Genomic DNA, 12464 nt, shown 5'->3' with positions numbered 1-12464 from the left:
GCTATGAAGCGGTTTGAATACAAGGTTGTTCCGGCCCCAACGAAGGGTCGCAAGGCGCGCGGCGTTCGCCGGGCTCAGGACAAATTTGCCCTTTCCGTTGAAGACGTTATGAACGACATGGCCCTTGAGGGTTGGGAATATCAGCGCAGCGAGACGCTCCCCCATGAAGAACGCGCGGGACTAACCGCGACCTCAACGACCTATCGAAGTGTCTTAGTGTTTCGCCGTTCCAAAGAGATTGCCTCGCAGGTATCCGAAGCTGAGCAGCCAAAACTTGAAGCGGCAATGCCAGGATCGCTACCTGCTCCGAAAGTAGATCCTGTTCAGGATATCGCGGAAGATACCGCAGAGGGTCTACCTGTCGCCAAAGACATCACACCAAAACGCGTCCGCCCAAAGCCGGTGGTGGAAAAGTCAGTGGTCGACAATTCGGTGGTTGATGTGGACGAAGATGACGGATTTTTCTCCGCCAACCCGACAACACCTCCGCGCCCCGGCGCAAGCGACCTTCCGGCAGCTTTGCGTCAGCGAGCAACCCAGAAACGAGCCAAAAAAGATATGGCTGCAGAATAAGCTTAGCTGTCGATGTCTAATGCAAGCGCATGAATACGTGCGACAAGCTCTTTACCAATCGCAGCGTGCACCGCCCGATGCCTTTGAATTCGCGACATGCTTTCAAAGGCTTGCGCACGTATCTTTACGTTGAAATGACTTTCACCGCCCTCTTGATACCCCGCATGGCCCCGATGGCTCTCGCTGTCATCCACAACCACCAACTCACTCGGTGTGAAAGCGGCGGACAATCGCTCATAAATTTCGTCTCTTACGCTCATTTTTTTGACCTGCCCTCTTCAATCTCGCGCCCAATAGATTAAACTCTCCGCTCCGAGTCGAAAAGGTGAGAGAATGCCTAAACCAGATCCCTTCGGATTCGATATGTCCGTGTCTTCTGCGAAGAAGAAAAACCCTCGGGGCCGCCGCGGCATGTCTGGTGAATCCACAACATCCACCCGGGTTTGTGAGAAACCGGGTTGTGAAAAGCCGGGCAAATACCGCGCGCCGAAAGCGCCTGATGTATTGGATGAATTCCGCTGGTTCTGCAAAGAATGCGTGCGCGAGTATAACGCGCAATGGAGCTTCTTTGACGGCAAAACTGAGGCCGAGACCAACGCACAGAAATCCAAAGACAAAGTTTGGGAACGCGAGACAAAGCAATTTGTTGACCCAGAGGCACGTGCGTGGGCGCGTCTTGGCATTGAAGACCCCCATCAGGTTCTAGGTGGCAATGCGACCCAGAACCCGGGACGTTCTGCGGGGCGCCGTCTGCCACCTACTGAACAGCGTGCGATTGATATTTTGGAGGCGGAAGCGACCTGGTCGAAGGCCGATATCCGTAAGGCCTATAAGAAACTGATCAAAGTTCTGCACCCAGACATGAACGGGGGCGACCGGAGCCAAGAAGAACAGCTGCAAGAAGTTGTTTGGGCTTGGGATCAGATCAAAGACTCTACAAGCTTCAAGTAGGGTGGGGTTTCACCCCACCATCTACCGCTTGTAAAAAAGGTGGGGTATAACCCCACCCTACATCATTTATCGAACGCGCCTTAAGCCGCCTTGAACACCAAGGCCACGCCATTGATACAATGGCGTTTTCCCGTTGGTTTAGGCCCGTCGTTAAACACGTGACCCAAATGCGAGCCGCAGCGACTGCAATGCACTTCTGTGCGAACCCGGATCCAAGAGCGATCTTCTTGCGTCCCCACTGCTTTTGGCAAAGCCTTATAAAAGCTCGGCCACCCAGTGCCGCTGTCAAATTTGTGCTTTGAAGAATAGAGCTTTTGGTCACAACCGCGGCAATAATAGGTGCCTTTCGCCCAGTTCTTATCCAGCGGTGAGGAAAACGCTTTCTCAGTCCCATGCTTACGCATGACCTTATACTCAAGCCCATTGAGCATCGCGCGCCACTCCGCATCCGTGCGGGTGATTTCAAAGCTCCCCGCAGCCGTTGCAGAACCCGTCCCAACCAGCGCAAAAGCGGCAGATCCTGTTAGCATGTCACGCCGTTTCATCACGTTTCCTCACTTAAAACTTTGTCCCTACCCCAGAGTCTCCCCTTAACCCTGCGATTTGACAAGAAAACAACGCTCACAAGCCCGTGAGCCATGCTGCAGTGCCCCTGTCCTCTTGTCTCGACAGACCAATTCAGACTGCTTATGAGTCCACCCAGACAAAAGTCACTGTTTTTCGTCTTGTTCCGCAGGGTTTCGTCGCTTTTACCCTTTCCCTCGGGAAAGCCCGCGATATGTTGCCTCCCAAACGATTGAGACAAAGACGCGACGCTTCGCGATTTAAGAAGGATCCCGCGACATGGCTGACGGCATGATCGACATCACCGCAAAACCAACCGAGGACATTTCCGTTCGCGAGGTGTTTGGCATCGACACAGACATGACAGTCAAAGGCTTTGCGGAGCCAACGGACCGGGTGCCTCCGATTGATCCGACCTATAAGTTTGACCCAGATACCACACTGGCGATCCTGGCGGGCTTTTCTCACAACCGTCGAGTGATGATCCAAGGCTACCACGGTACAGGGAAATCCACCCATATCGAACAAGTTGCTGCGCGCCTTAACTGGCCGTCCGTGCGTGTGAACCTTGATAGCCACATCAGCCGGATCGACCTGATCGGTAAGGACGCGATCAAGCTGAAAGACGGCAAGCAGGTCACTGAATTCCACGAAGGCATCCTGCCATGGGCGCTGCGCAACCCGGTTGCGATTGTGTTTGATGAATACGACGCGGGCCGCGCGGACGTGATGTTTGTGATCCAGCGTGTTCTGGAAACAGACGGTAAGCTGACGCTGCTTGACCAGAACGAGATCATCACCCCGCACCCTCATTTCCGTCTGTTTGCAACGGCCAACACCGTTGGTCTGGGGGACACCACAGGTCTTTATCACGGCACGCAGCAGATCAACCAAGCGCAGATGGACCGCTGGTCTTTGGTCAGCACATTGAACTACCTGAGCATCGATGCGGAAACCAACATCATCCTGTCCAAGGCACCGCACTATAACACCGAGGCGGGTCGCAAGACTGTGCGTCAGATGGTGACTGTGGCGGATCTCACTCGGACCGCGTTTATGAATGGCGATCTATCCACCGTGATGTCCCCGCGGACCGTGATCAATTGGGCGCAGAACTCTGAGATCTTCCGCGATGTGGGCTATGCCTTCCGTCTGACCTTCCTGAACAAATGTGACGAACTGGAACGCCAGACCGTTGCCGAGTTCTACCAGCGTCTATTTGACGAAGAGCTGCCGGAATCTGCGGCAAGCATGAGCTTGGGTTAAATGACCCGCCCGGTCGTTAGGCCGGGCAGCGCCCGACCCGCCCCCCATGGGCGGGCGCTTTGCACCCACCCGCGGGCCGGGCGTTGCCCTCACCGCAAGTGGAAAGGGTAATCTGAGTTTGGGGACGAGCGTGCGCAAGCACAGAGGAAATAGGCGGCATGTCAAAACCATCTGACAACCCGGCAGATCCGTTCAAAAAGGCGCTGGCTGAGGCGACCAAGGTCATGGCTCATGACCCTGAACTGGCTGTGACCTATACCGTCGATCCATCTGGCCTGTCCGGCGATCAGATGCGCCTGCCTCAGATTTCCCGCCGTATGACCCGCGATGAGGTCATGCTGGCGCGCGGCACCGCAGACAGCCTCGCCTTGCACCGTCGTTACCACAGTGATCAAACCTTCAACCGCTATGCCCCTCCGGGCGGCAGCATGGCGCGGCAATTGTTTGAATCCTTAGAAGTGGCCCGCTGTGAAGCCATGGGCGCTCGGGATATGCCCGGCACTGCGGTCAATATTGACGCCAAGATCGAAAACGAAGCGCTTGGGCGCAACTTCGATAAGATCACCGATGCTGCGGATGCGCCTTTGGATATGGCGGCAAACTATCTGGTGCGCCATCTGGCCACCGGACGCGACCTGCCACCTGCGGCTGACAATGTCATGAACTTGTGGCGTGGTTTCATTGAACAGAATAACGGCGACATGCTGAACAATCTGGACGGCATGCTGTCGGATCAGGCGAAGTTCTCAAAATTCGCGCGCCAGATCATCGAAGAGCTGGGCTATGGCGATCAGCTGGGCGATGACCCCGATGAGTTGGAAGAAGATCAAAACGACGAGGCGGAAGAACAGCCCGACGAAGAAGATGATCCAGACTCCACCGGCGAAGACCAAAGCGACGACGAAGATAACGAAGCAACGCCCGAGTCCACTCAAGAAGACCAACAAGACAGCTCTGAAGCTCAGGTCACCATGGACGATATGTCCGATGATGACTTCGCTGAAGAAGCGGAAATGCCCGATGGGGAGGCCCCATTAGAGCCGCCTGCCCCGCAGCCGATTTCCGATGCCGATCCAGACTATCAGGTTTTCAACACTGAGTTTGACGAAGAGATCATGGCCGAAGATCTGGCTGAGCAAGCAGAGCTGGAACGTCTGCGTGCCTATCTGGATCAGCAGCTTGAACCGCTGAAAGGCGCTGTCAGTCGATTGGCGAACAAATTGCAGCGCCGCTTGCAAGCGCAACAAAACCGCTCTTGGTCCTTTGACCAGGAAGAAGGTATTCTTGATGCGGGTCGTTTGGCGCGGGTTGTGGCAAACCCAACCACACCTTTGTCTTTCAAAGTCGAGCAAGACACCGAGTTCCGCGACACCGTCGTGACGCTGCTCTTGGACAATTCAGGCTCCATGCGCGGTCGTCCGATCTCTATCGCTGCAATTTGCGCGGATGTTCTGGCGCGCACCCTAGAGCGGTGCAACGTGAAGGTCGAAATTCTCGGCTTTACAACACGCGCTTGGAAAGGTGGCCAAAGCCGCGAGCAATGGCTGGCGGATGGGCGGCCGCAACAACCGGGCCGTCTGAACGATCTGCGCCATATCATCTATAAATCAGCCGATGCCCCTTGGCGCCGGACCCGTCCGAATTTGGGCTTGATGATGAAAGAAGGCCTGCTGAAAGAAAACATCGACGGCGAAGCGCTGGAATGGGCGCACCGCCGCATGGTGGGCCGTCCTGAAGCCCGCAAAATTCTGATGGTGATTTCTGATGGCGCGCCGGTGGATGACTCAACTTTGTCCGTTAACCCAGCGAATTATTTGGAAAAACACCTGCGTGACGTGATCGCGATGGTTGAAAAACGCAAGCTGGTGGAACTTCTGGCGATTGGTATCGGTCACGACGTGACCCGCTACTATGAGCGGGCTGTGACGATCACTGACGTGGAGCAGCTTGCAGGTGCCATGACGGAACAATTGGCAAGCTTGTTTGACTCAGACCCCCGTGCCCGTGCGCGCGTGATGGGAATTGGACGTCGCTGACGCCCGCGCCGCGACGTTAGTTCGCGCGCCCTAGAAATCCTGTCGCAAAGGGCTAGACCTGTTCCAATGTGATCGCTACCAATAGGCCTCCAGTTTTCTCGCGAGACCATTGATGTTCCAATCCTTTGAAACCAGCGCTGATCCCAGCAACGGCCCTGCCCGCTTGACCGCTCTCAGAGCGGCAATGCAAAAGGCTGGCGTAGACGGCTTCCTGGTCCCAAAAGCGGATGCACATCAGGGCGAATATGTAGCACCACGCGACGACCGGCTCGCATGGCTCACCGGTTTTACCGGGTCGGCTGGTTTTGCCTGTGTTTTACAAGACATCGCCGGTGTCTTTGTCGATGGACGCTATCGCCTGCAAGTGCGCGATCAAGTGGCAGATGTCTTCACGCCGGTCGATTGGCCAGGGGTTCAACTTGGCGATTGGGTCAAAGAGAAGCTTCCGTCTGGTTCACTGGCGTTTGACCCTTGGTTGCACACGGTTGATCAGGTAGAGCAACTGTCCAAAACCCTGCAAGGCCACGACATTGCGCTGACTGCGTCTGCGAATCTGATTGATGCGGTTTGGGATGACCAACCAGCGGCGCCACAAGCAAAGGCCTTTGCGCAGCCGATTGAATTCGCGGGTGAACCCCATGAAGAGAAGCGCAAGCGGCTTGGTGAAAGCCTTCGGGCAAATGGATGTGCGTCAGCGGTGATCACCCTGCCCGACAGCATTTGCTGGCTGCTCAACATTCGCGGCGCAGATATTCCGCGAAACCCGGTCATGCAGGCCTTTGCGGTTTTGCACAGCGACGGGAAGGTCGATCTATTTGTGGACCCGATCAAGGTAGCAGATCTGGCAGATCACTTTGGCCCAGACGTGTCTGTTTTTGCGCCGGACACTTTCATTGACCGCCTGGGCGGGCTTCATGGCCCCGTTCTTTTGGACAAGAGCAGCGCTCCAATGGCTATTGCTTCCATTTTGGCAGCAAAAGGGATCGACATCAGCTATGGCGCTGATCCCTGTGCAATGCCAAAAGCCTGCAAGAATGCAGCCGAATTAGATGGCACCACAGAGGCACATCTGAGAGACGGCGCGGCAATGGTCAATTTTCTGGCTTGGTTTGACGCGCATTCAGAAAGCGGGATCAATGAAATTGACGTCGCAGAAAAGCTGGAAGGTTATCGTCAAGCAACCGGCGCACTGCGCGACATCAGTTTTGACTCAATCGTTGGCACCGGCCCGCATGGCGCTGTGATCCACTATCGCGTCACCCACAACACTGCGCGCGTTTTGCAAAGCGGCGAGATCATGGTGCTTGATAGCGGCGGGCAATATGTGGACGGCACGACGGATATTACTCGCACATTGCCCATTGGCCCTGTCGGCGAAGAAGAAAAGCGTGCTTTCACGCTTGTTCTGAAAGGCATGATCAACGTGTCTGAACTTCGCTGGCCAGCTGGCCTAGCTGGGCGTGACCTAGAGGCCGTGGGCCGTGTCCCGCTGTGGCAAGCAGGGCTTGATTTTGATCACGGTCTTGGACATGGGGTTGGGGTTTATCTTTGTGTGCATGAAGGCCCCCAGCGCCTGAGCAAAGTCAGCGATGTACCGCTGAAGCCGGGTATGATCCTGTCAAATGAACCTGGGTATTACAAACCAGGCGCGTTCGGCATTCGCATTGAAAACCTTGTTGTGGTGGAAAAAGCGCCCATCCTTGACGGAGCCGACAGCCACCGCGCCATGCTCCAGTTTAGAACTTTAACCTACGCGCCGATTGATCGCCGCTTGATTTCAGCACATATGTTGACCCAAGCCGAACGAGATTGGCTGAATGCCTACCACCAAGATTGCTACGACAAACTTGTGGATCGGATCGATGACGAAGCCAAAGCGTGGCTCACGCAGGCAACGAAACCGCTTTAATACGAACGCCTCCCTGAGGCAGACCGACATATTCCTGTAACAGTTTATCTGTCATAGGATACCGCCAAGTTTTGAGGACCGAGGAAACGACGATGAACAGCTATATCACTATTCGCAAAGCGCCAGGAAAATGGACCGTTCGTGCCGGAGGCGCCGTTCTCGGAGAGACTGCAAACGCGCTCGAGCTGACAGAGGGTGATTACCCGCCAGTCATCTATTTCCCACGCGAAGACATCGCTATGGCGTTTTTGGACGAAAGCGATAACAAAACCCACTGCCCGCATAAGGGTGATGCGCGCTATTTCTCGATTGTTACAAAAAGCAAAACGATCGAAAATGCTGTTTGGTCCTATGAAGAACCGAAAGAAGCTGTGGCAGAAATCAAAGACTATCTTGCGTTCTACACAAGCGAAGAGGTTGCGGTCGAACAGATCTGACCCTATCAAAATCGTTACGAGTGAAACGGGGCGCTCACGCCCCGTTTTGCGTTTTTATCCCAAGAATTAGTATCAGCATTATGCCCCCGAAGACCACGACACGCCCTCTTATTCTCATCCTGATCCTCTGGAGCGCAGGCCTTGGGGCGGCGATGCAATTTGCCAAAGTCACCGTCAGTTTGGACGGGCTGCGCACCGCTTATAACGGATCCGACACTGTGCTAGGGCTGATGTTATCCTCCATTAGTTTTCTTGGCGTTCTCTTGGGTCTTGTTGCGGGGCTACTGGTGGCTTCCTACGGGTTTCGTCGCATGCTCTTGTGGGCATTGTTTGGAGGTGGCGCGCTGTCTGCAGTGCAAGCCTTCCTGCCGCCGATAGAAATCTTCATGATCGGCAGACTGCTTGAAGGCATGTCACATCTGGGCATCGTTGTTGCCGCCCCGACCTTGATTGCATTGATCGCGCCAGAAAGTTTGCGGTTCCTTGCGATGACCCTTTGGAGCGCATTCTTCGCGGTTGGTTATGCATTGACGACTGCGGTTGCCCCCTGGATCATCGCAAGCTTTGGCGCATCCGGCGTTTTCGCGGCTCATGGGATTTTCATGGCTGTGGTCGGTGTTTTGGTGCTCCGCTACTTGCCAAGCGGCACCGCAGAGCGCGTGCCTTTCCCGCCGTTTTCAGCGATCATACAGCGGCATTGGGCGGCCTACCGCTCCCCGTATCAGTTTGCGCCGGGGGCGGTTTGGCTGTTTTACACATGTACTTTTGTTTCGGTGATCACTGTGGTCCCGCCGCTTCTGACAGAGTTTGAACGCACGGTCCTGGTGCCTCTTCTGCCGATTGCAGGCATTGTCTCTTCTTTCACCATCGCCGCAATGCTCTTGCGCTATCTATCGGCCGTACGCGTGCTTCTTATCGGGTTAATGAGCGCGCTTTTCTTCAGCCTGTCAGGTTTCGTTCTGCCCCTATCAGGCTGGATGTTGCTTGGCCTCTTTGCCTCCATGGGCATCATCCAATCTGCAGCATTTGCAGAGCTCCCGGAATTGAACAAAACCGCCAATGATCAAGCGCTCGCCAATGGGGCCATGTCCCAAATGGGCAATATGGGCAATTTGGTCAGCACGCCCATCATGTTCGCGCTGTTCACGGCCTTTGGCACTTGGAGCATCTACGGCATGTTAGTGGTTTGCTTCAGTGCAGCCATCACGGTGCATGTGATCCTTGCGGGACTGCGCAGCAAGCAGAGCGTTCTTGTTTAAGAGTGTTCTTCGGCTGCGGTTTCGGCCAAGGCTTTGTTGTAAGCTTTCAGCGCATCAACGTGGTGCACCGCACCAAGCAGCTCAGGCCCCGCGCCTTCGCCCCGCATTTGAATGACTGGGATAAACGCCGTCGAGGTGTTCTCAAACATGGGCATCAGCGTTTCTAAGGTGGCGTTAGGGCTGGCGTAGACATTCTGTTCAATGAGCGCCCAGCAGGCCTCTTCTGTCGCCCCTTTGTCGGCCTCAACCTCGCGCATCATGCTGGAGACGGAACGCGTGCCAAGCAGATAGGCTTGCGGGCCAGCAGCGACGTGCAAACCGCGCCGTTCAAGCTGTGTTAGGAAGAAGGATCGATCCACCAACCGAGACCCCAATGCGGTCGAGATTGAGACGGTCACCATCACCGCAAGGCCCGTTTGCCAGTCGCCGGTCAGCTCAAACACAATCAAAGTGGTCGAAATCGGCGCCCCTAAAACCGCGGCAGCAACTCCGCCCATGCCTGCCAAGGCGTAAAGGGTATGAGAGCCTGAAACCTCCGGGAATATCGATGTTGCAATCAAGCCAAAGGCGAGACCCGTAAGCGCGCCAACCATCAGGGCTGGTGAGAACACCCCACCGCCCATGCGCCCGGCCATCGTGATGGCCACGGCAATGATCTTTAGCGCAACAAAAACAATGGCTTCGTGGAGAAGAATCTCGCCGGACAATGCCGCAGACGTCGTCTCGTAACCAACCCCGATGATATGTGGAAAGAAGATTGCCAGAAGGCCAAGCATCGCACCAGAAATCACCGGCCGCATCCAGCGTTTCAACGGTGAGTGGGTCATGATCTGATGGGCCATGTCTTCCGCCCAGAAGATGGTCCACATCAAAGCAACGGCAACAAAACCGCAGACACCGCCCAGCAATAGGAAAGCTGGTAGCTCTTGGTAGAATGCTGTTACGCTCATAGGCAGCATGAATTCGGTCACATTGCCAAATTCCAAGCGGCTAATGACTGTGCCGGCAACGGAGGCAATCACAATCGGCGCGAAGGCGTGTACTGCGAAGTGGCGCAACACCACTTCTAGCGCAAAAAGTGCCCCGGCGATGGGGGCATTAAAGGATGCAGAAACAGCAGCGGCTACGGCGCAACCAAGCAGATCGCGCCCCGTGATCCCATTGGCCTGAATTTTCTGACTTACCCAGGTCGAAATGACTCCGGCGAAATGCACCACAGGCCCCTCTCGGCCAGTGGAACCACCGGTGCTTAGCGTAACGAAAGACGCGGCAATTGACGCGAACCCTTCCCGCAGGCTCAGACGCCCATTGTTCAAAGCTGCAGCTGCGATCACATCCGCAGGTCCTTGGGCGCGTGCATCGTCTGAAAAGCGATCCAACAACAACCCAACGACGAGCCCGCCAAGAATTGGGACGATTAAGATCCAATACCACGGCAACGTCTCTGCAAAACTGTGCAACCGGTTGATGTTTTCCGTGCGATAAACAAAGCCCTGAAACCACTCGATTCCACGGCGGAACGTGAGCGCGGCAAAACCCGACGCCGTCCCGATTAATAGCGCAATGAGCCAGAATTGGAATTTGCTTGGCCCTTGGGTCAAAAGCACCTTCCATCCCCCTCGGCAGGCACGACCGGCCTGTCGAGCGCTGTCAGCTAGGAATGATCCGAGCGGATGTGCCATGACGTCCTATTGGTAGGTTAAGTCTTAGCTTTAAGCGCTTGAGGGCGCAGTGAAAAGGCTTTGCCGAACGCGCGCCGATCACATGTTGTAACGGCGCTGCAAAATTGGGCGCGCGAAGGTGCTAGCCTGCGAGCAAAGCCTCTGCGGCACTGCGCGCTTGTTCGGTGATCTTATCGCCCGAAATCATGCGCGCGATTTCATCGACCCGTGCATCGGTGCCAAGGGAGGTCACCGTAGAAAGGGTCACCTCATCCTGCACCCGTTTTTCAACACGCCAATGATGCGCGCCCAAGGCTGCAACTTGAGGGCTGTGGGTCACGACCAAAATCTGGCCGCCTTGCGCCAGTGAGGACAATCGCCGCCCCACGGCATCTGCGGTTGCGCCACCGACACCACGGTCGATCTCATCAAAGATCATGGTGGTATTGCGATCTTCAGAGGTCAGGCAAACCTTCAACGCCAGTAAGAACCGACTAAGTTCACCACCCGATGCGATCTTGGCCAAAGGCCCCGATGGCGCGCCCGGATTGGTCGCCACCGTGAAGGAAACAGCATCCGTTCCATCAGGTCCCGCCGTATCCGCCTCGATCTGCGTGGTGAAAACCGCACGCTCCATTTTGAGCGGCGCTAGTTCTGTCATCACCGCTTTATCAAGGCGTGTCGCCGCTTTTTTGCGTGCAGCGCTGAGTGCGGTAGCCTTTTTTGAGTATGCAGCATCTGCATCCGCAACGGCTTGTTTCAAAGACGCAATTTCGCCCTCTCCCGCATCCAGTGCCGCCATCTTGCCGCGCAGATCTTCTGCGAAATTACCCAACTCATCGGGCACCACATTGTGCTTACGTGCCAGCCCACGGATCGCAAAAAGCCGCTCTTCGGTCTGTTCCAATTCAATCGGATTGAAATCAAGCGCATCCATACAGCGCTCCACCCCGGAAACCGCATCACCCAGTTCAGACATGGCGCGCCCAAGGGCGGCCAAGGGCTCATCTAGCTCATCACCAACCTCACCGCCTGCGCCCTCAAGCCAACGCAGCGCATCTCCCATCGCCCCCTCTGCACCTTCGTAACCAAGAGCAACGTGAGCGCGGCTCACATCTTCTTTGACCTTCTCAGCGGCCTGCATAAGGCGTCGGCGGCTGTCTAGTTCACCTTCTTCGCCAGGCTGCGGGTCAAGGGCATCCAGCTCGCTTACCGCGTGGCGCAGGAACTCTTCTTCGTCTTGAACCGCTTTAAGCGCGTCTTCTGCGGCACGCAGGGTTCTTCTTGCTTTGCTAAGAGCGGACCAAGTTTGGCGCGTCTCAGTGACCAAGCCATCCAGCCCACCAAATTGATCAAGCAAGTCCCGATGGCCTTTGGGATCCAGCAATCCTCGATCATCGTGCTGACCATGTAACTCTACCAAGGTTTCAGACAGGGTGCGCAACACCTCACCGGAACAGCGGCGATCATTGATCCAGGCGGTTTTACGGCCATCTTTGCGATTGATACGGCGCAATATCAGCTCTTGCCCACCGGGAAGACCCGCTTCTTCTAAGATTGCATGCGCTGGGTGATCCTCTGGCAATTCAAATTCAGCGATCACTTCGCCTTGCTCGGCCCCGGCGCGCACCAACTCAGCGCGGCCGCGCCAGCCCAGCACAAAACCAAGGGAGTCCAGCAGAATGGACTTACCGGCACCGGTTTCACCGGTCAGCACGTTCAGCCCGGGCTGAAAGTCCAGCTCCAGATGGTCGATGATCAGAAGATCTCGGATTTCTAAGGCACGCAGCATCTAGAGTGGCCTCGCG

General features: G+C 55.7%; 11 protein-coding genes. 7 read left to right on the top strand and 4 right to left on the bottom strand.

What is annotated here, in order from left to right; all coding sequences use genetic code 11:
* The first annotated feature begins 3 nt into the window (after window positions 1-3).
* The gene (locus TA5113_RS13070; RefSeq protein ID WP_058314442.1) at window positions 4-573 is read left to right on the top strand and encodes a hypothetical protein; all 570 of its coding nucleotides are present in this window, start codon (window positions 4-6) and stop codon (window positions 571-573) included.
* A gap of 2 nt (window positions 574-575) precedes the next feature.
* On the opposite strand, the gene TA5113_RS13065 is transcribed toward TA5113_RS13070, so the two are convergent.
* Window positions 576-833 carry a BolA family protein gene (locus TA5113_RS13065; protein WP_058314443.1) on the bottom strand — a complete coding sequence of 86 codons (258 nt, stop codon included), beginning with the start codon at window positions 831-833 and terminating at the stop codon, window positions 576-578.
* A gap of 73 nt (window positions 834-906) precedes the next feature.
* Here TA5113_RS13065 and TA5113_RS13060 point away from each other — a divergent pair, with 73 nt between their 5' ends.
* Complete coding sequence (locus TA5113_RS13060) at window positions 907-1524, top strand: J domain-containing protein (protein WP_058314444.1); 618 nt, start codon at window positions 907-909, stop codon at window positions 1522-1524.
* A gap of 80 nt (window positions 1525-1604) precedes the next feature.
* On the opposite strand, the gene msrB is transcribed toward TA5113_RS13060, so the two are convergent.
* Window positions 1605-2069: a peptide-methionine (R)-S-oxide reductase MsrB gene (gene msrB / locus TA5113_RS13055; RefSeq protein WP_058314445.1), complete on the bottom strand. Its 465-nt coding sequence runs from the start codon at window positions 2067-2069 to the stop codon at window positions 1605-1607.
* A gap of 298 nt (window positions 2070-2367) precedes the next feature.
* Between msrB and cobS the strand changes: the two genes are divergently transcribed.
* The 5 genes from cobS to TA5113_RS13030 all read left to right on the top strand — a co-directional run bounded on the left by cobS (window position 2368) and on the right by TA5113_RS13030 (window position 8995).
* Complete coding sequence (gene cobS, locus TA5113_RS13050; protein WP_058314446.1) at window positions 2368-3354, top strand: cobaltochelatase subunit CobS; 987 nt, start codon at window positions 2368-2370, stop codon at window positions 3352-3354.
* Window positions 3355-3512: 158 nt separating this feature from the next.
* A complete protein-coding gene (gene cobT, locus TA5113_RS13045; RefSeq protein ID WP_058316768.1) occupies window positions 3513-5390 on the top strand; it encodes a cobaltochelatase subunit CobT in 1878 nt (625 codons plus the stop codon).
* 112 nt (window positions 5391-5502) lie between these two features.
* A complete protein-coding gene (locus TA5113_RS13040) occupies window positions 5503-7299 on the top strand; it encodes an aminopeptidase P family protein (RefSeq protein WP_058314448.1) in 1797 nt (598 codons plus the stop codon).
* 92 nt (window positions 7300-7391) lie between these two features.
* Window positions 7392-7736, top strand: a complete 345-nt coding sequence (locus TA5113_RS13035) for a DUF427 domain-containing protein (RefSeq protein WP_058314449.1) — start codon at window positions 7392-7394, stop codon at window positions 7734-7736.
* Window positions 7737-7816: 80 nt separating this feature from the next.
* On the top strand, window positions 7817-8995 hold the full coding sequence (locus TA5113_RS13030; protein ID WP_058314450.1) for an MFS transporter: 1179 nt from the start codon (window positions 7817-7819) through the stop codon (window positions 8993-8995).
* Here TA5113_RS13030 and TA5113_RS13025 read toward each other — a convergent pair.
* Both TA5113_RS13025 and recN read right to left on the bottom strand, forming a co-directional pair.
* A complete protein-coding gene (locus TA5113_RS13025; RefSeq protein WP_058314451.1) occupies window positions 8992-10677 on the bottom strand; it encodes a chloride channel protein in 1686 nt (561 codons plus the stop codon). The genes TA5113_RS13030 and TA5113_RS13025 overlap by 4 nt on opposite strands.
* A gap of 121 nt (window positions 10678-10798) precedes the next feature.
* Window positions 10799-12448, bottom strand: a complete 1650-nt coding sequence (gene recN, locus TA5113_RS13020; RefSeq protein WP_058314452.1) for a DNA repair protein RecN — start codon at window positions 12446-12448, stop codon at window positions 10799-10801.
* Window positions 12449-12464 lie beyond the last annotated feature (16 nt).

It is taken from the genome of Cognatishimia activa (assembly GCF_001458335.1).
Taxonomy (GTDB): Bacteria; Pseudomonadota; Alphaproteobacteria; order Rhodobacterales; family Rhodobacteraceae; genus Cognatishimia; species Cognatishimia activa.
This window is presented reverse-complemented; position numbering and strand designations above follow the sequence as displayed.